At 72.1% G+C, this 21,726-nt stretch carries 19 protein-coding genes; 6 read left to right on the top strand and 13 right to left on the bottom strand.

Features of this window, described 5'->3' with window-relative positions; all coding sequences use genetic code 11:
• Positions 1-53: 53 nt before the first annotated feature.
• Positions 54-3,188, top strand: a complete 3,135-nt coding sequence (locus V5P93_RS00820) for an AfsR/SARP family transcriptional regulator (protein WP_104480908.1) — start codon at positions 54-56, stop codon at positions 3,186-3,188.
• A gap of 132 nt (positions 3,189-3,320) precedes the next feature.
• Positions 3,321-3,773: a hypothetical protein gene (locus V5P93_RS00815; protein WP_146108174.1), complete on the top strand. Its 453-nt coding sequence runs from the start codon at positions 3,321-3,323 to the stop codon at positions 3,771-3,773.
• Positions 3,774-3,843: 70 nt separating this feature from the next.
• Here the strand turns inward: V5P93_RS00815 and V5P93_RS00810 are convergent, their stop codons facing one another.
• From V5P93_RS00810 to V5P93_RS00790, 5 genes are all read right to left on the bottom strand, one after another.
• Entirely contained in the window at positions 3,844-4,773 is a 930-nt protein-coding gene (locus V5P93_RS00810; RefSeq protein WP_374066639.1) for a decaprenyl-phosphate phosphoribosyltransferase, read from the bottom strand.
• Between the two features lie 56 nt (positions 4,774-4,829).
• Positions 4,830-5,312, bottom strand: coding sequence for a phosphatase PAP2 family protein (locus tag V5P93_RS00805; protein ID WP_104480957.1), 483 nt, complete (start codon positions 5,310-5,312; stop codon positions 4,830-4,832).
• A 121-nt stretch (positions 5,313-5,433) separates the two neighbouring features.
• Complete coding sequence (gene glf, locus V5P93_RS00800) at positions 5,434-6,654, bottom strand: UDP-galactopyranose mutase (protein WP_104480911.1); 1,221 nt, start codon at positions 6,652-6,654, stop codon at positions 5,434-5,436.
• Between the two features lie 150 nt (positions 6,655-6,804).
• Complete coding sequence (locus V5P93_RS00795; RefSeq protein WP_104480912.1) at positions 6,805-7,764, bottom strand: LLM class flavin-dependent oxidoreductase; 960 nt, start codon at positions 7,762-7,764, stop codon at positions 6,805-6,807.
• 124 nt (positions 7,765-7,888) lie between these two features.
• Entirely contained in the window at positions 7,889-9,811 is a 1,923-nt protein-coding gene (locus V5P93_RS00790; protein ID WP_104480913.1) for a glycosyltransferase, read from the bottom strand.
• A 285-nt stretch (positions 9,812-10,096) separates the two neighbouring features.
• On the opposite strand from V5P93_RS00790, the gene V5P93_RS00785 reads away from it, so the two are divergent.
• Positions 10,097-10,912 (top strand): Cof-type HAD-IIB family hydrolase, encoded by an 816-nt coding sequence (locus tag V5P93_RS00785; RefSeq protein ID WP_104480958.1) that lies wholly within the window; start codon positions 10,097-10,099, stop codon positions 10,910-10,912.
• 21 nt (positions 10,913-10,933) lie between these two features.
• Here the strand turns inward: V5P93_RS00785 and V5P93_RS00780 are convergent, their stop codons facing one another.
• The gene (locus V5P93_RS00780) at positions 10,934-11,296 is read right to left on the bottom strand and encodes a hypothetical protein (protein WP_104480914.1); all 363 of its coding nucleotides are present in this window, start codon (positions 11,294-11,296) and stop codon (positions 10,934-10,936) included.
• 255 nt (positions 11,297-11,551) lie between these two features.
• Between V5P93_RS00780 and V5P93_RS00775 the strand changes: the two genes are divergently transcribed.
• Positions 11,552-11,755 (top strand): cold-shock protein, encoded by a 204-nt coding sequence (locus V5P93_RS00775; RefSeq protein WP_104480915.1) that lies wholly within the window; start codon positions 11,552-11,554, stop codon positions 11,753-11,755.
• A 77-nt stretch (positions 11,756-11,832) separates the two neighbouring features.
• On the opposite strand, the gene V5P93_RS00770 is transcribed toward V5P93_RS00775, so the two are convergent.
• The 5 genes from V5P93_RS00770 to V5P93_RS00750 form a co-directional block, all read right to left on the bottom strand.
• Positions 11,833-12,264 (bottom strand): DUF2304 domain-containing protein, encoded by a 432-nt coding sequence (locus V5P93_RS00770; protein WP_104480916.1) that lies wholly within the window; start codon positions 12,262-12,264, stop codon positions 11,833-11,835.
• Between the two features lie 27 nt (positions 12,265-12,291).
• Positions 12,292-13,029 carry a glycosyltransferase family 2 protein gene (locus tag V5P93_RS00765; protein WP_104480917.1) on the bottom strand — a complete coding sequence of 246 codons (738 nt, stop codon included), beginning with the start codon at positions 13,027-13,029 and terminating at the stop codon, positions 12,292-12,294.
• Between the two features lie 39 nt (positions 13,030-13,068).
• Entirely contained in the window at positions 13,069-15,024 is a 1,956-nt protein-coding gene (locus tag V5P93_RS00760) for a DUF6541 family protein (protein ID WP_104480918.1), read from the bottom strand.
• A gap of 126 nt (positions 15,025-15,150) precedes the next feature.
• On the bottom strand, positions 15,151-16,467 hold the full coding sequence (locus V5P93_RS00755; protein ID WP_245931467.1) for a lipopolysaccharide biosynthesis protein: 1,317 nt from the start codon (positions 16,465-16,467) through the stop codon (positions 15,151-15,153).
• Positions 16,464-17,483: a glycosyltransferase family 2 protein gene (locus tag V5P93_RS00750; protein WP_104480919.1), complete on the bottom strand. Its 1,020-nt coding sequence runs from the start codon at positions 17,481-17,483 to the stop codon at positions 16,464-16,466. Before V5P93_RS00750 ends, V5P93_RS00755 begins: the two co-directional genes overlap by 4 nt.
• Before the next feature lie 142 nt (positions 17,484-17,625).
• Between V5P93_RS00750 and lhgO the strand changes: the two genes are divergently transcribed.
• Together lhgO and V5P93_RS00740 are read left to right on the top strand one after the other, a co-directional pair.
• Positions 17,626-18,801 carry an L-2-hydroxyglutarate oxidase gene (gene lhgO / locus V5P93_RS00745; RefSeq protein WP_374066637.1) on the top strand — a complete coding sequence of 392 codons (1,176 nt, stop codon included), beginning with the start codon at positions 17,626-17,628 and terminating at the stop codon, positions 18,799-18,801.
• 484 nt (positions 18,802-19,285) lie between these two features.
• Entirely contained in the window at positions 19,286-19,471 is a 186-nt protein-coding gene (locus V5P93_RS00740; protein WP_104480921.1) for a hypothetical protein, read from the top strand.
• Positions 19,472-19,865: 394 nt separating this feature from the next.
• On the opposite strand, the gene serS is transcribed toward V5P93_RS00740, so the two are convergent.
• A complete protein-coding gene (gene serS / locus V5P93_RS00735) occupies positions 19,866-21,128 on the bottom strand; it encodes a serine--tRNA ligase (RefSeq protein WP_104480922.1) in 1,263 nt (420 codons plus the stop codon).
• Between the two features lie 96 nt (positions 21,129-21,224).
• Positions 21,225-21,695, bottom strand: coding sequence for a DUF350 domain-containing protein (locus V5P93_RS00730; RefSeq protein WP_104480923.1), 471 nt, complete (start codon positions 21,693-21,695; stop codon positions 21,225-21,227).
• Positions 21,696-21,726 lie beyond the last annotated feature (31 nt).

Here is a 21,726-nt window from a genome sequence, read left to right as displayed (position 1 = left end):
ACGCGCCGAAGAAGTCGATTATGGAGGCGAGCACACTCACCTGGGGGTAGGACGTGCGCATTCTGGTGCTGGGCCCGGTCGAGGTCAGATCGGGTGAACCGGGCGGTGCAGGCGACGAGTCGGTGAACCTGGGCGGACCGAAACCCAAGGCGCTGCTGTCCGCGCTGCTGCTGCAACCGCGCCAGGTGGTCGCCACCGAGCGGCTCATCGACCTCATCTGGGACGAGCACCCGCCCGCCTCGGCCACCGCGCTGGTGCACACCTACGTCTCGCTGCTGCGCCGGGCCTTCGCCGGGCTCCCGCACAAGGCCGCGCTGACCACCCGCTCCCCCGGCTACCTGCTCGACGTCGACCCGACCGACAGCGACCTGGAGAGCTTCGAGAACCACCTCTACGCCGCCCGGCACGCGGAGCGGCAGATGGACCACGACGCCGCGGCGGGCCTCTACCAGCAGGCGATCGGCCTGTGGCGCGGCCCGGCCTTCGGCGGCGTCGAGGCCGAGTTCGCCCGCGCCCAGTCGGTCACCCTGGTGGAGGACCGGCTCAGCGCCGAGGAGGGCCTGGCCCGCTGCCTGCTGCACCAGGGCCGCGCGGGCGAGGTGGCCACGAACCTGCGCAGGCTGGTGGCCGCGCACCCGCTGCGCGAGCAGGTGCGCGGGCTGCTGATGCGCTCGCTGTTCGAGAGCGGCAGGCAGGGCGACGCGCTCGCGGCCTACCGGGAGGGCCGGGAGCGGCTGCTCGACGAGCTGGGCGTCGAGCCGGGCCAGGAGCTGCGCGAGCTGCACGCCGCGGTGCTCGACGGCACGCTGCGCCCGCTGGGCAGCCCCGAGGCCAAGCGCCGGATCTCGGTGTCCACCGGGCCCCGCGCGGGCACCCGTCCCGCCGCGCACGCCGCCCCGGGCGCGCAGCGGCGCGCGGCGGCCGTGCCCCGGCACCTGCCCCCCGACATCAGCGACTTCACCGCGCGCGAGGAGCAACTGCGCACGATCACCGAGCTGGGCGGGTCCGACCGGGCGGCCAGCCCGACGGTCGTGGTGTCCGGCTTCGCGGGCGCGGGCAAGTCGGCGCTGGCCGTGCACGCCGCGCACCAGATCCGGGCCAGCTACCCCGACGGCCAGCTCTTCGCCGACCTGCGCGGCGCCGAGCGCGACCTGGGCGCGTTCGAGGTGCTCGGCCGCTTCCTCGGCGCGCTGGGCGTGGACAGCCCGGACTTACCCGGCGACACCGAGGACCGGGTCGAGCTGTTCCGCAGGCGCGTGGAGGGCAAGCGGCTGCTGATCCTGCTGGACAACGCCCGCAGCGAGAGCCAGGTGCGCAGCCTGCTGCCGGGGTCCCCCGGCTGCCTGGTGCTCGTCACCAGCCGGTCCCGGCTGACCGGCATCGCGGGCGCGATCGGGGTGGAGCTGGACCTGCTGTCGGCGTCGGCGTCGGTGCGGATGCTGGCCAGGATCGTCGGCGAGTCCCGGGTCGGCGACGAGACCGACGCGGCCGAGACGATCGCGGCGCTGTGCGGTGGCATCCCGCTGGCCGTGCGGGCCGCGGGCGCCAAGCTGCTGGCCCGGCCGCACTGGCCGCTGCGCGCGCTGGCCACCCGGCTCTCCGACGAGCGGCGCAGGCTCGACGAGCTGGCCGTCGGCGACATCGCGGTGCGCTCCAGCCTGCGGCTCAACTACGTCGAGCTCGACGACCTGAACCGGCACGCGCTGCACCTGCTGGCCCTGCTCGACCTGCCGGACTTCGGCTCCTGGCTGGCCGCGCCGCTGCTGGAGATCGCCCTCGACGACGCCGAGGACGTCGTCGAGCAGCTGGTGGAGCTGCGGCTGGTGGAGGTCGCCGGCATCGACGCGATCGGGCGGGTGCGCTACCGCTTCCACGACCTGGTGCAGCTCTTCGGCGCCGAACACGCGCTGCGCGAGGAGCCTGCCGACGCGGTGGCCGCCGCGGTGTGCCGGACCCTGGCGACCTGGATGGCGCTGGTCGACGCGGGCGCGGGCAAGCTGCCCCGGGTGACGCTGGGCCTGCGGCCGAAGCTGGCCGCGGCCGTCGACCTGGACCCCCGGCTGGTGGCCGAGGTGGAGCAGGACCCGTCCGGCTGGTTCAAGTCCGAGACCTCCGCGGTGGTGCGGGCCGTGGAGCGCGCGCACGAGCTGGGCATCGACGAGATGACCACGATGCTGATCACCTCGCTGCTGTCGTCGCCGTTCGCGGTGCGCAACGAGTTCGACGGCTGGCAGCGCACGCACGAGGTGGCCCTGGCCGCCGCCCGCGACAGCGGCGACTCGCAGGCCGAGGCCACCGTGCTGGCCGGGCTGGGCCAGCTCTACTACGAGAAGGACGAGTTCCCGGCGGCCTTGGCCTACTTCATCCAGGCCGCCGGGGGCGCCGAGCGGGTGGGCGACGAGGCGACGCTGGCCGTGGCGCTGGTCGGCATCGGCACCGTGCACCGCGACCTGGCCGACTTCACCCGCGCCCGGGACCACCTGGCCAGGGCGAGCGCGATCGCCGAGCGGCTCGGCGACCGGGCCGTGGTGGCCGCCGCCGACTACGGCCTGGGCGCCAGCTGCCGCGACCTCGGTGACCTCGACGCGGCCGTGACCTGGTTCCAGCGCTGCACCGAGACCTACCGCGAGCTGGGCGACCAGCGCGGCGAGGGGCTGGCGCTGCGCGGGCTGGGCCTGTGCCACCGGGCGCTGGGCGACGCCGACACCGCCGAGCGGCTGTGCGCGCGGGCCCAGTCGGTGCTGCTGGCCGCGGGCGACAAGCTCGGCGCGGCCTACGCGGCCCAGTCGCTGGCCAAGGCCCGCATCCGGCAGGGCCGGTTGGCGGGCGTGGCCGACATCCTCGACGAGTGCCACGCGCTGTGCGGCGCGCAGGGCGACCGGTTCGGCGTCGCGCTGGTCACCCGCACCCAGGGCGAGCTGGCCCTGGCCGACGGCGACCTGGCGACCGCGCGGACGCGGCTGGCGGACGCGCTGACCAAGTGGACGGCGCTGGCGCTGCCGCTGTGGCAGGCGCGCACGCTGCGCGACCTGGCCGCCGCGGAGTCCGTCGACGCGCCCGCCGCGGCGGGCGCGCACTGGGCCGAGGCGGTCGAGCTGTTCCGGGCCGCGACCACCCGCGAGTCCGCCGAGCTGGCCGGTCTCACCCCGGCGAGCTGGCTCTCCGCCGTCCGCGCCCCCGTTCTATAGGAAAGCTATAGGCGACCCCTCGGCGCTTAAAGGTTTCCTGAACCCGTACACCGCATACTTCACCCCGGAAAGATCGCCTTTCCGTGGCCGGCGACACCCGGCGCGGCTCGGAGTCCGGGAGTGGTGACGGTGGTGGACGATCAGGGGGAAAGCGCGCTGGGCCCGCTGGTGACCAGGGCGGCGGTGCTGAAGCGCGCGTACAGCTGGGTGGACGAGAACGTCCCGCACAACGGCCGGGAGTGGTGGTCCAACGAGTTCGGCTGCTACCGCACCGACTCGGCGGGCTACCTGGCGATGGCCTGGCAGTTGCCCGAGTCGGTGGCGGGCATCGAGGCCGTCGCCGAGGTCAGCGACCCGATCGAGAAGGCCATGCTGCTGCCGGGTGACGTGCTGCTGCGCCGCGAGGGCACGCCCGTGACCCGGCACGCCGCCATCTTCGAGGACTGGGTCGAGACCGCGAGCCGGATGAGCTTCTGGGGCCTGGAGCAGCGCACCGGACTGGGCGCGGTGCGCAGGCGGATCAGGTACCCGTACGAGAACTCGTCCACCCGCTACGAGCCGTACCGGTACCGCAACATCCTGTGACGTCAGTGGCCTGGGGGTACGCGAAACCGGGCCCTGGTGCTCGACCAGGGCCCGGTTTCGCGGCTCGTGACTACAGGTAGATCGTCAGCGCGACGCAGCTGATCCAGGCCAGGCCGAGGACCTGGAGGATGCGGTCCTTGAGGACGATGTCCTCCGGGGAGCCCGCCTCGCCGCCGTCGATGTCGACCGCGTAGCGCAGCACGGCGACCACGAACGGCACGATGGAGATCATCGCCCACACCGAGTTGTCCGGTGCCCGGTCGCGGATGCCCGGCGCCCACAGCGCGTAGCTCATGATCATGATGGCCGCCGAGGTGGCCCACACGAAGCGCAGGTAGCTGGCCGAGTACTTGGCCAGCGAGGCCCGGATCTTCGCCCCGGTCTTCTCGAACAGCATGATCTCGGCGTAGCGCTTGCCGGAGACCATGAACAGCGAGCCGAACGCGGTGACCAGCAGGAACCACTGCGACAGCGGGATGCCCGCGGCCACACCACCGGCGATCGAGCGCAGCAGGAAGCCCGAGGCCACGATGCACAGGTCGATCACCGGCTGGTGCTTGAGGCCCAGGCAGTAGCCCAGCTGCACGGCCGCGTAGACCGCCAGCACGATGACCAGCGGCCAGCCCGCCAGCACCCCGATGCCGATCGAGGCCAGGAACAGCACCGCCGAGGCGATGTAGGCCACCCGGACCGGCACGATGCCCGCGGCGATGGGCCGGAACCGCTTCTTCGGGTGCGCCCGGTCGGCCTCGACGTCGATGGCGTCGTTGACCAGGTACACCGCCGAGGACACCAGGCAGAACGCGACGAAGGCGATGGCCGCGTCGACGAGCACCGCGCTGTCGAACACCCGGTGGCCGGTGAACGGCGCGGCCAGCACCAGCACGTTCTTCACCCACTGGCGCGGGCGCGCGGTGCGGATCAGCCCGGTGACCACGTTCGTGGGCAGCGGCTTGGCCGGGGGCTCGGGTGCCAGGGAGTCGACGGCCTCGGGGTCCACGTCGTCGGCCTGGGTGGCCGCCGCTTTGGCGCCCTCGGCCTTGACCTTGCCGCCGCTCACCGCTTGCCACCCCGCAGCTTGCGCCGCAGCAGCCCGCCGACGACCGCGCCGAGCGCGGAGCCCGCGAGGACGTCCGAGGGGTAGTGCACGCCGAGCACGAGCCGCGACACCAGCATCGGCGGCACCAGCACGGGCACCAGGCTGCGCCCGGTGAGCCCCGAGTACAGCACGGCGGCGGCGGTGGTGGAGGTGGCGTGCGAGGACGGGAAGCTCAGCTTGCTCGGCGTCCCGACCAGCACCTGCACGGACGGGTCGTCCGGCCGGGGCCTGCGCACGACCCGCTTGATCGCGATGGACGCGGCGTGCGCGGCGACCACGCCACCGGCGGCCACCAGCCAGTCCTTGCGGCGCTTGCGGTCGACGACGGCACCGAGCACGCCGATGGCGAACCACCCGGCGCTGTGCTCGCCGAACAGGGACAGCCCGCGGGCCGCCGTCACCACCGGTGGTTTCCCGATCGCGCCCTGCACCCGGCTCAGCGCCGCGGTCTCCCGCCCAACGGCGGACGCGCTGCGGTCCACTTGCCTACCTCCCAGTTTCGACCGGCTCCCGGCCCGAATCCCCCGTCGGGAATCGGCGAAGGCGGCCGTCATGTTTCGTCTAGCCGTCGAGAGAACCGTCGAGCGGGGCGCCGTCACGCAGGTGGGGAGCCACCTTGTTGTCGAACACCGACAACGCCGAACCGATCGCCATGTGCATGTCCAGGTACTGGTACGTGCCGAGCCTACCGCCGAAGACGACGTTCTTCGTGGCGGCCTCCGCCTTCGCCAGCTCGCGGTACGCGGTCAGCTTCTCCCGGTTCTCCGGGGTGTTGATCGGGTAGTACGGCTCGTCGTCGTCCTTCTCGGCGAAGCGCGAGTACTCGCGGACGATGACCGTCTTGTCCGTCGGGTAGTGCGTGCGCTCCGGGTGGAAGTGCCGGAACTCGTGGATGCGGGTGTAGGGCACTTCCGCGTCGTTGTAGTTCATCACCGCGGTGCCCTGGAAGTCGCCGGTGGGCACGACCTCGGTCTCGAAGTCGAGGGTGCGCCAGCCGAGCTTGCCCGCGGCGTAGTCGAAGTACCGGTCGAGAGGTCCGGTGTAGACGGTCGGGGTACCGACCGGGATCCGGTCGCGGACCTCGAAGTAGTCGGTGTCCAGCCGGACGTCGATGTTGTGGTGCGCGGCCATCTTCTCCAGCCACGCGGTGTAGCCGTCGACCGGCAGGCCCTCGTAGGTGTCGTTGAAGTACCGGTTGTCGAAGTTGTAGCGCACCGGCAGCCGCGTGATGATCGACGCGGACAGTTCCTTGGGGTCGGTCTGCCACTGCTTGACGTTGTAGCCGCGCACGAACGCCTCGTAGAGCCTGCGGCCGATGAGCGAGATGGCCTTCTCTTCGAGGTTCTGCGCCTTGTCGGTCTCGTACTCCTTGGCTTCCTCGGCGATCAGCGCCCGGGCCTCGTCCGGGGTGTAGCTGCGGCCGAAGAAGCTGTTGACCAGCGCCAGGTTCATCGGGAAGGCGTAGACCTGCTCCCCGGCCTTGGCGAACACCCGGTGCTGGTAGCCGGTGAACTCGGTGAACTCGTTCACGTAGTCCCACACGCGCTTGTTCGACGTGTGGAACAGGTGCGCACCGTAGCGGTGCACCTCGATACCGGTCTCGGGTTCCGGCTCGGAGTAGGCGTTGCCGCCGATGTGCGACCGCCGCTCCAGTACCAGGACCCGCTTGTCGAGTTGGCTGGCGGTGCGCTCCGCGATGGTCAGGCCGAAGAAGCCCGACCCCACCACGACCAGGTCGTACCCGCTGTAATTGACGTCATTGGTTTCTGCAACCGCGCTCACGGTGGCTCAGGCTACCTGTGGCCTTGCACAACCCCGCGCACCGGGATACGGGGGCCGCCCCGGCACCGCCCGGCAGACGTGCGGGGGCCCCGGCGCCGCTCCCCCTGGCACCGGGGCCCCGTGGACAAGCCCCCTCCGACCTGCCTCGCCCTAGGAGACGCCCAAGCCCCCTGGCGCGTTGCCCGGCGGCGTGGACCCGGCCGGTTTCGCGGCCCGACCGCCCAGCAGCGGCAGCACGTCCGCCGCCACCTGCTCCAGCACGGTCTCGCGGCCCGCGTACGGGCCGTCCGGGCGCGGCCAGTGGATGACGACGTCGGTGAAGCCCGCGTCCCGCGCCTGGCCGACGTGCTCGGTGAACGCGTCGACGCTCGCCAGCGAGAACAGCGGGGAGGCGTCGACGCTGACGTAGCGGTCGATGGTGGCGGGGTCCCGGTCGTGCTCGGCGAGCACCTGGTCGAACCGCTCGGCGCGCTTGGTGACGTCGCGCCACCACTCGTCGGCGGACTCGGTGCCCGGCCTGCCGGTGGTGACCCAGCCCTGGCCGAACCGCGCGGCCGCGGCCATCGCGCGGGGCCCGTTGGCCGCGACCAGGAACGGCACCCGCGGTCGCTGCACGCACCCAGGGGCGCTGCGGGCCTCCTCGCTGCGGAAGTACGCGCCGTGGAAGGTGGTCCGCGGGGTGGCCAGCAGGCTGTCGGTCAGCTCGACGAACTCGGCGAACCGGTCGGCCACCTGGGCCGGGGTCAGCGGGACGTGGGCCTCGCCGACGGCACCGCGGTCGTAACCGCCGACACCGGTCGCGCCGGAGCCGAGGCCGAGCTGGAAGCGGCCGTCGGAGATGTCGTCGACCGCGAGGACCTGGCGGGCCAGCGGGGCCGGGTGGCGGAAGTTCGGGGACACGACGAAGGTGCCGAGCCGGATCTCGGTGGTGACCATCGCGGCGGCGGTGAGGGTGGGGAAGGCGTCGAACCACGGCCCGTCGACCAGTGAGCGCCAGCCCAGGTGGTCGTAGGTCCAGGCGTGGTCGAAGCCGTACTCCTCGGCGGCCCGCCACTTCGGCTCGGCCGCCCACCAGCGATGCTCGGGGAGGATGACGATGCCTACGCGCACCCGTCGAACATAGCGCTCAGGCCCGACACAGCCCGTGGTGGCCACCTCACGGCGCGTCAGGAGCGCTCCCAGGGGTGGACACCCGCCCGGGGCCGGGAGCGCGTGCCCCCGGCCCCGACGGGGCTCACAGCTGGTAGAGCCGCTTCCAGTTCTCGCGGCTGGTCAGCTCGGGCATGGCCTGCTTGTACTGGTCCTGCACCGCGTTGCCCTCGGCGATGAACCGCCGGAACAGGGTCACGGCCTCCTTGCCGAGGCGGAACATGGTCTCGCGGTCGTACTTGCGGATCCGCACGCCCTCCTGGGAGGCGTCGGTGACGACCGCGGTGTCGAACAGCGACAGGTGCCACCAGGTCGCGTCCTCCGCCGAGACCGCGCCGCGCGCGTGCACGTGCCTGCCCAGCAGCCGGTACGCCAGCCGCTTGATCAGCACCGCCCGCTTGAGGCTGGGGGTGTCCCCCGCCGGGATCAGCTGGAGCTCACCGCTGCGCAGGCCGGGCACCTCGGACGCCGGGTGCCGCACGGTCTCGGGGTACTGCGCGCGCAGCGCCCGGATCGCCGGGACCGCCGCCGCGCCGCCGTCGTGCAGCATCTCGGGGCCCGCGAGGTAGTCCTCGACCGCCTTGAGCAGGGTCGCGGCGAGCCCGTACTGCAGCGAGAGCAGGTAGCGGGTCATCTGCGCGGTCAGCACCCGGGCGATGTGCTTGGTGTCGAACCGGCTGTGCAGCGCCGCGGTGATCATCGAGTTGCGCAGGTTGAAGTACCGGTGCCAGTCGTCCCAGTCCTTCCAGCCGAAGTCCGCGTGCCAGACGCCCGCGCCCGGCAGGGTGACGGTGGCGAACCCGGCCGCCTTGGCCCGGTAGCCGTACTCGGCGTCGTCCCACTGGAAGAACAGCGGCAGCGGGTAGCCGATGGCCTGCACGATCTCCGTCGGGATCAGGCACGACCACCAGCCGTTGTAGCCCGCGTCGACCCGCACCTCCTGGCGGTTGGGCTTGCCGGTCTCCTCGTCGACCCCGGTGAGGTCCGCGGCGTGCAGCGCGCCCTTGGTGACCTGGCCGGGGGCCAGGTTCTCCAGGTCGGCCCACTCGGCGCCGACGTGCAGCTGGGTCGGGTGCAGCAGGTTGAGCATCTGCCCGCCGACGATCGCGGGCTCCGCGGTGCGGTTGGCGAAGGAGTTGAGCCGGATCGCGATGTCCGGCTCCAGCAGCACGTCGTCGTCCATGAACAGGACGTTGGCGTGGTCGGACTCCTTGGCCGCCTCGTACAGGCCGCGGGTGAAGCCCGCCGCGCCACCGAGGTTCGGCTGCTGGATGTAGCGCAGCTTGGCCCCGAGCCGGGCGCTGACCTCGGCGAACTTCGGCCGCGAGTCGACCGTGTCGCTGCCCTGGTCGGCGACGTAGATCGCGTCCAGACCGGCCAGCGCCTCCGGGTCGTCGGCCAGCGCGGTCAACGTGGCGATGCAGTCGTCGGCGCGGTTGCAGGTGCAGATCACGACCGCCGCCGGGCGCAGCCGCTCGGGGGGCTGCACGGTCCAGCGGACGGACTCGACGGTCATCCCCTCGTGCACGTCGGTGCGCAGGTCCAGCCACAGCGCGCCGCCGTCGTTGAACCGGTCGATCTTGGCGCTGATCGACACCGAGCGCGCCTCGGCGTCGGTGACCTGCTCGACGGCGATCGTGCGGGACACGCCTTCGCTGTCGGAGGCCAGCACCGACAGCTTGCCGGAACCGGTGACCACCAGCTCGGCGGTGACCTCGCGGACCACGGTCCAGCGCTGCCAGTAGCTGGCCGGGAACCGGCCGAAGTAGGTGTTCATCGACACCAGCGAGCCCGGCTCCACGACCACGCGGTCGCGGCGGCGCTGGGCCGCGCCTTGGACGACCTCGGCGTAGAGGTCCTCGGTGACGATGGGTGACGGCCCGGCGAACAGGCCGCGCTGGGTCACGAGGCGGCCGACCGGGACGTGGTCGACCAGCTTCCCGTTCGACGTAGGCCCCGACGACGCGTCCGGAGCATCCGGGCTCTGAACTCGTGCTGGTCCTGACATTACGCCTCAGTCCTCCAAGAACCCGCCGCCGAGGTCATCGACCTGGGCATCAGATGTCATTGTCACGTCGGTTGTACGTCGGTCGTCACGGCAGCCGGTTACCACCGGTCGCGCACTCACGACGGTACCCAGGACGGCCGCCCGGGGGGTGACCGCCCCGGTGGGGACGAAGGGGCACCCGCCTCTGCGCGGCCCCCCAGGGGGCGCCCGCAGACTGCGCCCGTCCATTGTGACGCCCACGCGATCCGGCGGCCCGACCACCTCCGCTCTGGGAGAGTGGCGGGTGTGCAGAAACCCAGCCTGATCGCCTCCGACATCGACGGCACGCTGCTCGGACCGCTGGAGGAGATCACCCCGCGCACCGTGGGGGTGATCTCCCGCGTGCGCGCGACCGACACGCCGTTCGTGTTGGTCAGCGGCCGCCCGCCGCGCTGGATCCCGCCGGTGGCCGACAGCGCGGGGCTGCGCGGCTACGCGGTGTGCGCCAACGGCGCCGTGATCTACGACATCACCACCGGGCACGTGCTCTCCGCCCACGGCCTCGACCCCGTGCTGCTCAACGACGTCGCGCACACCCTGTCGCACGCGCTGCCGGGCAGCACGATGGCCACCGAGCGGGTGGACATCGGCGCGCAGGTCGACCGGGCCCCGTTCACCGCCGAGGCCGGGTTCGTCAACCCCTGGGGCGACTCCACCGGCGAGCTGGTCATCCGCCCGCGCGCGCAGGTGCTCGGGTTCACCGCGACCAAGCTGCTGGTCCGGCACGAGGGCATGACCAGCGCGCAGATGAGCGCCGCGGCGGTGGAGCTGCTCGGCGACACCGTCGACGTCACCTACTCCACCGACCGCGGGCTGATCGAGATCTCCGCGCGCGGGGTCACCAAGGCCAAGGGGCTGGCCGAGGTGGCCGCCATGGTCGGCGCCGCCCGCGCGGACGTGGTCGCCTTCGGCGACATGCCCAACGACATCGAGATGCTGCGCTGGGCCGGGCACGGGGTGGCCATGGCCAACGCGCACGACGAGGTCAAGGCGGCGGCCGACGAGGTCACCGCGAGCAACGCCGACGACGGCGTGGCGCTCGTGCTGGAGCGCTGGTTCTGACGACCGGGTCCCCGGAGCCCGCTACCCCTGCCCGGGGGCGCTCTTGGCGACGTGTTCGCGCAGGGCGATCGGCGCGCCCGCCAGGTCCTCCTCGTTGCAGAGCAGCTTCACGTCGTAGTACGGCCGGTTCTCACCGTCGTCGTAGTCGAGGTGGATGGCGATGACGTCCACCGGCTCACCCAGCCACTCCTGCGTTCGGCGCAGCCACGACGCGGCCCGCTCCAACGCGGTGGGCAGGTCGTCGTCGCGGAACTCGACGGGGCGGTACGGCACGCCCTGGACCTGGTCCCCGGCGTGGGCCGGTCGGGGTAGGTCGACGGAGACCCCGGCTTCGTCGAGGTGGAGTGCGATGGACTCGGTGTTGTCACTGGCGAGCTCGCTCACCTTCCCAGCGTCTCCCAGCGGGTGGACCACCGCAACCCCCGCCTGGGCCGCGCCATGCGGGTGCGGGGTCGATCAGGTGTGTGGTTGACTGTATCCGGTCGTGAATTTTCTTGAGTACGTGTTAGATCACGCTCGCGAGAGATCGTTGCGGGCGCGCGGGTTTCCTCCAGGTCAAGCCGGAGAAGTCGCCGTCTGAAACCGACCAGGGTGTGCGCGCCCGCGCAGGCCCAAGCGGTACCTGTTGAGGAGATAGACGTGGCACAGGGCACAGTCAAGTGGTTCAACTCCGAAAAGGGCTACGGGTTCATCAGCCCCGACGACGGCGGCGCCGACGTCTTCGTGCACTACTCGGAGATCCAGGGCAACGGGTTCAAGAGCCTGGAGGAGAACCAGCGCGTGGAGTTCGAGATCGGCCAGGGCCAGAAGGGCCCGCAGGCCACCGGCGTCCGCGCCGTCTGAGTTCTAGCGTGAGGTAAGCCGAAACGGCGCCCGGCCCCGCGAGGGACCGGGCGCCGTTTCACGTCTCGGCCACCCGCTCACCCCCGGGGGTGAGATACCAGTTGTCCGTTCGACCCGGCCCCGGCCTGTGCGCCGGTCTCCAAGGCCGCGACGCGCGCCTCCAACTCGGCGCGGGTGCGCTCCAGCTCACAGCGCAGCAGCGCGATCTCCTCGACCGCTGTGCGGGTCTCCTCCTCCAGGTGCCCGACCTCGCTGCTCAGGTGCAGGCAGACCACCCCGAGCACGGCCCCGGCCAGGAAGAAGACCAGGTTGGACCCGGTCTGCACGCCCACCAGCCGGGCCAGGCCCTCCGCGCTGCCCGGAAACACGCCGAAGACCACCACGCCGAGCCCGACGAGCAGCCACATGCCCGCGTACTTCTCGCGCAGCTTGCGGCGGCGCAGCATCTCGAAGACGAACAGCAGCACCAAGCCCGCGACGACGATGCTGAGAATGCGCCATCCAGCCATTGCGACCTCCTTATGACCGCGTCGCCGTCAGGCGGCGTCGGCCGACTCGACCGAGGGACGGCGGCGCACCAGCGCCAGCAGCAGGGCCAGGCCGGCGCGCGCGAGGTACACGGCGGCCCGGATCGGGGTCTGGCTCGGCGTACCGCCGCTGCGCTCCCGCATCGCCACCGGGATCTGCCGCACCACCAGCCCGCCGCGGATGGCCAGCACCAGCGACTCGATGGTGTCACCGAGGTACTCCGCCGGGTAGTACTGGGCGAACATCTTCACCGCGCGCGGACCGGCGGCCTTGAAGCCCGACGTCACGTCCGTGAGCTTGGTGCGGGCCAGCCGGGAGATCACGAAGGCCAGTACCACCATGGCCCAGCGGCGCGGGCCACCCGCCTTGTAGTCGCCACGGCCCGCGAACCGGGCGCCGATGACCACGTCCGCCGAGTCGAGGCCGTCGATGAGCTCGCGCACCTGGTCGGGGTCGTGCTGGCCGTCCGCGTCGACCTGCACGACCACGTCGTAGCCGTTGGCCACCGCGTACCGGTAGCCGGTGCGCATGGCGCCGCCGACGCCGAGGTTGACCGCGAGCCGGGCCACGGTGGCACCGGCCTCGCGGGCGCGCAGCGAGGTGGCGTCGGACGAGCCGTCGTCGACCACGAGCACCCCCGCCTCCGGCAGGGTCTCGCGCACGTGGGTGACGACCGCGGCGACGTTCTGCTCCTCGTTCAGCGCGGGCAGGACGATCAGGACCCGACGGGTGGCAACCTCAGCCATGGGAAAACCTAACCTTGTCGACGCGGTCTAGCTGGTTCGTCACTTGCTGCCCGCGGCTTGGCCGCGCGGTTCCGGCGCACCGGTGGTGCCGGACAGGTCGTAGATCATCGCCTGGTTGTTCTCGAAGACCAACCGGATGCCCGGCAGGTCGGGCAGGCCGACCAGGCCCGGCGCGCGGGCGCGGCCCGCGCGCACGTAGCCGGAGCCGAGGACCACGTAGCGCACGCCGAGCCTGCTGACGGCGGCGCGCACGTCCGGGTCGGTCTCGTACTCGTTGAGCCCGTTGGTCAGCCGGTGCGGGTCGGAGTCGACCTTGCTGCCGTAGAAGGTCCACTCCACCGGGGTGACCTTGTTCAGCGCGTACATCCAGACCGAGCCGTCCTGCACGTCGTTCATCACGCGCTCGCCGGGCGCGGTGTGCGCGGCGAGCCAGGCGTAGGCCTCGCGCTCGCCGGAGTTGACCGTGGGGCCGTCGTTGTAGTTGCGGCCGAGCCTGGCCACGTTGCTGTAGATGTACGCGCTGCTCATCAGGGCCATCACCAGCACGACGACCGCGGCGGTGCCCGCGGCGACCAGCGGGGTCTTGCGGGAGCGCTCGGCGAAGACGTGCCACTGGGCGACGGCGGCCTCGCTGATCGTCCAGACGAACTCGCCGACCGCGATGGCGCCCGCGAGCGGCAGCAGCGCGGCGAAGCGCCAGGCGTCGTTGTAGAAGGGGCCGGTGATCATCGCGATCAGCGGCGACTCCTGGGAGACCGTGATCGCGTACACCCCGGCGAGCAGGATGTAGGACAGCGCGAGCCAGAGGATGCGGCGGTGCCGGAACATCAGCACGAGACCGATGAACGCGGGCACGCCGAGCCACCACTGCGGCAGCCCGTTGGACGGGGTGAACAGCACGGCCTGGCCGAACGCCTCGGCTGGCGTCGCCTCCGAGGGCCACTCCGCCGCGGTCACCCCCGCCGCGCTGGACAGCGCCGGGAGCATCTGGAGCACCACGAACACCAGGCTCAACCCACCGGCGACGGCCAGCGGTACCCAGGCGCGGCGCCAGCGGATCGGTTCGAGCTTGAACACCGCGCACAGCGCGATGACGACCAGGTAGGCGAACAGCACGAACGCGAGGCTGGTGTGCAGGCCGACCAGACCGGCGGTGGCCAGCGCCAGGGCGAGCGGGCCGCCGAGGCCGCGGGAGATGAACAGCAGCCGCAGCACCGCGAGCACGGCGGGCACCAGCGCGACACCGGCCACGTACGGCCACAGCGGGCCGCGCCACAGCGAGTCGTACGGGAAGGCGGAGAACCAGGTGGACACCGCGGCCGCGACGGCGGTGCCGACCGCGGGCATCCGCCACGCCACACCGAGCGCGGCCACGCCCAGCGGCCAGGCGAGCACGCCCGCGAGCGCGGCCAGGTTGAGCAGGTGGGCCATGTCCAGGCCCGCCTTGTCCAGCAGCAGGGCCAGCAGGGCGTGGTAGGTGTCCGGGTAGAAGTAGTTGGTGGCGTCGGCGCTGTTGGCGATGGCGCCGACCGTCGACGGGGTCGCGTTGGCGTGCTCGGCGATCCAGCGGACCAGGTTGCCGTGGAAGCCCGCGTCCCAGTCCTGCTGGACGTAGCCGAGGTCCTTGACCCCGCGCAGGAAGACGGTGAAGCCGACGGCCAAGCCCGCCAGCACGCCGACCGCGATGACGCCGTGGCCGCCGGGGCTGAGCTTGCGGGGCGCGAACCGCGGGTCGTCCGCGTCGGTCTCCGGACCGCGGCGGGCGACCAGCCACGCGGCGACCCCGCCGACCGCGGCGAGCGCGAGGAACCAGAGCGAGACGTTGAACAGCGTCCAGGAGAGGCCGAGCTTGCCGAACAGCGTCACGCCCATCGCGACGCCGCCGAAGGTCAGCGCGGGCGCGATGGCTGCGAGCGTCCACCCCCGCAACCGGATGGCGGCACCCACGACGAGACCGGGCAGCCAGAAAGCGAGCAGAACGACAAGAACACTCATCCGCTAGGTACCCACAGTCATCCGATAGCCGATGTCCGATTGCCGATGATGGCTTGTTCGCGCCTCCAGACGGCCCCTACCAGGCCCGGCACGGCCAACACCATAGCGCGGGACGAGTGCCCCGAATCAGGCGGGCATCCGCTCGACCACCGAGGGTTCCGACCTCGCTACCAGCACCGCCGCGACGAGCACGCCCAACGTCGGTCCGACGACCAGACCCAGGACCGCCCGCGCGACGTGGTCGCCGGGACCCACCACGAGCACCACGGCGGAGGTGACCGACACCACGGCCCAGGCGAGCAGCACCGCGCCCGGGCGGACCCGCGCGACGAGCACCGCCGCGAGCAGCTGCACGACCGCGATCAGCACCGACGACCACACCAGACCGGCCACGACCCAGCCCGCCACGTCGTACTTGGCGCCGAGCATGAACCGCACGGCCCACGGCCCGATCAGGAGTCCGACCACCGCGCCGAGCCCCGCGAGCCCGACCGCGCCGAGCGTCCCGACGGCGAGGACCTTGCGGAGCCTGCGCAGCCCCTCCGGGGTCGACGACATGCGCACGACCACCGGCACGGCGAGCGCCTGGACGGCGGCGAAGAGCAGCAGCGGGATCCGCGCGACGGCCAGCGCGGCGTAGAGCGAACCGAGCCGGTCGGGGTCGCCGCCGGGGGCGAGCAGACCCACCATCGCCGGGTAGCCGGTGACCACGCTGGCGGTGAGCGCGGCGGAGGAGAAGAGCATCAGCATCCGCCGCACGACCGCGCCGGACGGGTCGCCGGGCAGGTGCCGGTCGACGCGCGCGCCCGCGCGGCGGCCGAACAGCAGCCAGGCGAACGAACCGACACCGGCGGCGACGGCCAGGGTCAGGGTGCTGTGCAGGGCGGCGACGACCAGCGCCACCATGACCACCGGGCGGACCGCGGCCTCGACGATGATCAGCCCGGCGTACGGGTCGACCTGGTTGTCGCCGACGAGCAGACCGCGCACGGCGAACTGCACGGCGAAGGCGAGACCGCCGACGAGCACCACCGCGCCGAGCCAGTAGTCGTCGCCGAAGAGGCGGGTGTTGACCCCGGGGACGAGCGTGACCGCGCCCGCCACACCGACCGCGACCAGGCCGACGACCAGCGCGGTCACCGCGTTCGACCCGAGCTTGCCGCCGTGGGTCTTGGCGACGGCGGACTGGCGGGACAGCTCCTGCTCCAGCGGGGACAGTGCGCTGCCGAGGCCGAAGAGCAGGCCCCAGAAGGTCATGAAGACGACGTAGTCGGGCTTGTCGAGCAGCCTGCCGGTGAGGATGACGACCGCGTAGCCGAGCGCGGACCCGGCGAGGATCGCCAAGGTCACCCGGCCGACGGACCGGCCCCCGACCCCCGTCCCGCCGGGTGCGTCCGGTTCGGCCACGGTCGGCTCGGTGCCGGTCACGGGTTCGCCGGTCATTTGCGCAGCTTGGCGCGCAGGGCGAGGACGAGGCCGCGCAGCACACCGAGGCCGAAACCGCCCGCGAAGAGCGGCAGCAGCGTGCCGACCGCGCGCGCCTCACCCGGGGTGGCGCCGCAGCGGCGGACCACGGCACCGGCGGCGGCGGAACCGACCGCGCCGACCGCGACGGTCTTGACGGGGTGCTTGACCAGCATGACCGCGGTGACCGCGCCGACGCCGAGCGCGCCGAAGAGCGCGGTGCGGGCCGGGCCCGCGGAGGTCAGGTAGCTGTCCACGTAGGTGGTGCCGCGGTAGTAGGACTGCGCGACGAACTTCCGGAGCGTGTCGCGGCCGTTGTAGACCGCGGCGAACCCGGGGGCGAGGTGGATGCGCTCGCGCTCGATGATCCAGCGCAGCACCTTGGTGTCGTCGCTGGCCAGCGTGACGTCGTCGTAGAGCGAGTCGAACGCCTCGACCGAACCCGCGAGCAGGTCGCGCGGGGCGGCGAAGAAGCCGGTGCCCTTGGGGTAGAGGTCGAACTCGTCCGGGCCGAAGGAGGTCAGCTTCGGGTCGGCGAAGTAGCGCCGCCACGGGACCTTGACCAGACCGGCGAGGAAGCCCGCGTACGGGTTGCCCTGGGAGGCGACCTCGATGTGCCCGTTCCACACCCGCCGCTCGGGGTGCTCGGTGACCTGCTCGCGCAGGAAGCCCAGCGCGCCGGGCTCGACGATGACGCGGCTGTCGAGGAGCAGGACGAACTCACCGGTCGCCTTCGCCAACCCGGCCTTGCGCGCCTCGAACCGCCCCGCGTTGACCTGGCTCACAACGGTGATGTCGTAGCGGTCGGTCAACTCGGCCAGCCGGGCGCCGGTGGCGTCGGTGCTGCCGTCGTCGACGACGACGACCTGGGCGGCCCACCGGCCGCGCGCCAACGACTCCATCAGCGCGTCGATACAGCGGGAGATCCAGTTCTCCTCGTTGTACACCGGGATGACGACGCTCAACGTGGGCGCGGTGGTCACGCCGGTGACCATACCGGGGCCCCGCCGCGGCCCTGCTCGGTGTCGCGGGCAAGGCCGCCCCCGCGCTTGGTGATCATCGGCGGCGGTCATGCTTGGCGGTGCGGGGAGCGGACATTCGGCTGGGAGCGAGGACAAGCCCGTGCGCAAGGTGATCATGGTGGGTGGCGGCATCGTCGGGCTGGCGGCCGCGCGGGCGCTGGCCGGGCGGGGCTGGGCGGTGACGGTCCTGGAGAAGGAGGACCGGTGGGGCGCGCACCAGACCGGCCACAACTCCAACGTCGTGCACGCCGGGCTGTACTACAAGCCGGGATCGCTTAAGGCGGCGATGTCGGTCGCGGGCAACCGGTCGATGGTGGAGTTCGCGCGGGCCAACGGGGTGCCGGTCGAGGTCTGCGGCAAGCTCGTGGTCGCCACCGCCGAGTCCGAACTGCCCGCGCTGCGCGTGCTCGCCGAGCGCGCGGAGGCCAACGGCGTACCCGCGAAGCTGATCACGCCGGAGGAGGCCCGCGAGTACGAACCCGAGGTCGCCGCGGTCGCCGCCCTGCGGGTGGAGAGCACCGGCATCATCGACTTCCCGGCGGTCTGCGCGGCCATGGTGCGCGAACTGACCGAGGCGGGCGCCGACCTGCGCCTGTCCACCCCGGCCCTGGGCATCCGCGCCGGTTCGGGGGGTGGGGTGGAGGTCGCGACCGGCACGTCGGTGCTGCGCGCCGACGCCCTGGTCAACTGCGCGGGCCTGCACAGCGACCGGGTGGCCCGCATGGCGGGCCTCACCCCGAGCGCCCGCATCGTCCCCTTCCGCGGCGAGTACTACGAACTGCGCCCCGACCGCTCCCACCTGGTCCGCGGCCTGATCTACCCGGTACCGGACCCCACCCTGCCCTTCCTGGGCGTCCACCTGACCCGGATGCTCGACGGCAGCGTCCACGCGGGCCCCAACGCGGTACTCGCCCTGCGCCGAGAGGGCTACCGCTGGCGCGACCTCTCCCCCGCGGACCTGCTCGACACGGCCCGCTTCCCCGGCACCTGGCGGCTGGCCCGCAAGTACGCCTTCCCGGTCGGCTACGACGAGGTCCGCCGCTCCCTGTCGAAGGCCCGCTTCGCCGCCAGCCTCGCCCGCCTGGTCCCCGCCGTCACGGCGGACGACCTGGTCCGCAGCGGCGCGGGCGTACGAGCCCAGGCCCTGCTGCCCACCGGCGCCCTGGTGGACGACTTCCTGATCGAGTCGACCCGAAACCAGATCCACGTCCTCAACGCCCCTTCGCCTGCCGCGACCAGCGCCTTGGAGATCGGCGCCCACATCGCCGCCAGACTCGTCGAGGTCAGCTAGCCCGCCCTCTCACCCACACAGATGAAATCCATCCACAACCCGCGCCTAGCACCGCATTTCCGCAGGTCGCACTTGTCCACATACCCCCGAACCATCCACAACTCCTTCGCCCCAACCGAACAACCCCCTCCCCGCACTAAACTGGAGCAGGGTCGCCCCCCCAGAGGTGGGTGGGGGCTGCCCTGGGGTCGGGGCGGTGGCTTGCCGCGATTGGTTGTGCCGCAACGGATTCGTTGGCAGCCCAAGACATTCGGTCGCCTCGGCCGCCAGAGGGTCGAGGCGATGCGGGGTGCGAGGTCGGTCGGCTAGGAGCCTCAAGAACCACGCACGGGAACAGCACAGACGGGCGGTTGGAACTGGCCGCTGCGCAGCCACGCGTCCCTGACCGTGCGCCGCAGAACACGCACACGTCGCACGACCAGGTTGCGGTCGATCAAGCCGGCGCGATCGAGGCGCCGCTGGCAGCTCCGTCCTGCTCCTCACCGTGCCCAAAGCCTCGACCGCCCTGGGCACCATCGCCCGCGCTCTCGCCGAGGCGGCACGCGGCAGCAAGGCACTGCTCGCCGCTCAACCCCACGCCGCCTCGGCCAGGTCCACCGGCACGGACACGGCAGGCGCGGTCGCGCCACCGGTGGCCGACGTCGCCACCGGTGGGCAGGTGACCCGGTGAGCACCCGGACCACGATGAACGCCGCCGAGTGCGAGTTCGACCGGGACCTGCTGTGCGCGGAGGACCCAGCGCGCGATCAAGCTCCGCTGGCCTCTGGTCGCCCTGACCGTGCTCATTCTCGCGGCTACGACCTACCTGATCACCCTTAACCCGGACAAATGCCATCCCCCGTTGCGACAGCTCTCATGATGCTGGTAGCAGCACCGATCGCTGCACTCCAACTCGACCGCCGACGGTCCCGTGAGAGCCAGCCGGACCAGGACTAGCTGCCCAAGACCGCGTCAGCGGGTCGACTGCCAGCGCGATCGAGCCGTCGCTGCCTGGTTGTTGCGGCGGTGGCCACAACGCGACCGCCCCGACCACCGGGGTGGTCGGGGCGGATGAAGAGCGGAACTCAGGCGATCGGTTCGATGACCTCGAGGCCCAGGTACGGGCGCAGTGCCGCCGGGACCACCACGGAGCCGTCGGCCTGCTGGTGGTTCTCCAGGATGGCCACCAGCCAGCGGGTCGTCGCGCCGGTGCCGTTCAGGGTGGCCACGACCTGGGGCTTGCCGTTCTCGTCGCGGTAGCGGATGTTGAGCCTGCGGGCCTGGAAGGTCGTGCAGTTCGACGTCGAGGTCAGTTCGCGGTACGACTGCTGCGTCGGCACCCACGCCTCCGTGTCGAACTTGCGGGCCGCGCTGGTGCCTAGGTCGCCGGTGGCGGTGTCGATGACCCGGTACGGCACCTCGATCTTGGCCAGCAGCTCCTTCTCCCACGCCAGCAGCCGCTGGTGTTCGGCGGCGGCGTCGGCGGGAGCGCAGTAGGTGAACAGTTCGATCTTGTCGAACTGGTGCACGCGGATGATGCCGCGGGTGTCCTTGCCGTACGAGCCCGCTTCCCGGCGGAAGCAGGTCGACCAGCCCGCGTACCGGCGCGGGCCCGCGGACAGGTCGAGGATCTCGTCGGCGTGGTAGCCGGCGAGCGGGACCTCGGAGGTGCCGACCAGGTAGAGGTCGTCCTCCTCCAGCCGGTAGATCTCGCTGGCGTGCGCGCCGAGGAAGCCGGTGCCCGCCATGATCTCCGGGCGCACCAGCACCGGCGGGACCATCAGGCTGTACCCGGCTTCGGTGGCCTGCGCGGCGGCGAGGTTGAGCAGGGCGAGCTGCAGCCGCGCGCCGATGCCGGTCAGGAAGTAGAACCGCGAGCCGGACACCTTGGCGCCGCGCTCCATGTCGAGCGCGCCGAGGCGGACGCCCAGGTCCAGGTGGTCGAGCGGGGTGAAGTCGAACTCGCGCGGGGTGCCGACGTGTTCGAGGACGGTGTAGTCGTCCTCGCCGCCGACCGGGGCCGCTGTGTCGACGAGGTTCGGCAGCGCGCGGTGGGCCTGGTCGAGTTCCTTCTCGGCCTCGGACTGCTCGGCCTCGGCCGCCTTGACCTCGGCGGCCAGCTCCTTGCCCTTGGCCAGCAGCGCGTCGCGCTCCTCGCCGCGCGCCTTGCCGACCTGCTTGCCGAACTGCTTCTGCTCGGCCCGCAAGGTGTCCGCGCGGGAAACCGCGGACCGCCTGCGCTCGTCGGCGGACAGCAGGGCGTCGACCGCCCCCCCGTCCTCGCCTCGGGCGCGCTGCGACGCGCGCACGGCCTCCGGGTCCTCGCGCAGCACCTTCAAGTCAATCACGGTTCGTGAGCGTAGTCGGCCCGCTGCGGGGCGCGCGCCCGACATACCACCGGGGGCCACCGCGCGTGGCGATGGCCCCCGGTGCGAAGAGCGCTACTACGAGATGGCGACGGCCACGATCAGGCCGAGCGCGATGTGCGCCGCGGCCACGACCACGCTGGCCGGGGCGAACTTCTCGTCGTCGATGGTCTGGCCGATGTCGAGGCGGGTGACCCACTCCAGGGTCCGCACCGCGAGCACCTGCACGATGATGCCGATCAGGCCGTAGACCACCGAGGTGATCAGGCCCGCGGTCAGGTCGTTGGCCGAGAAGAAGATCGCCACGACGATGATCAGCGCCATGCTGAGCATGCCGGAGGCGGTGATGATCACGGCGTTGGGCTTGCCGGTGCGGACCAGCTCGGAGAGCTTGCCCGGAGTGGTCCAGTCGATGGCGTAGAAGCCGATCAGCATCAGGACCAGGCCGATGATGGCGTAGAGGGCGATCGCGCCGATGCCCTTACCCAGGTCGGCGCCGAAGCCTGCGGGGAGCGCCAGGTTCGTCACCGCGGCGAGCTGACTGGTCACGAGTCCTCCATGGACGTGCCGGTGGAGCGGT

The organism is Actinokineospora auranticolor (assembly GCF_041897805.1).
GTDB lineage: Bacteria > Actinomycetota > Actinomycetes > Mycobacteriales > Pseudonocardiaceae > Actinokineospora > Actinokineospora auranticolor.
Note: the sequence above shows the minus strand (reverse complement) of the source record. Positions and strands in the feature narration are given on the sequence as shown.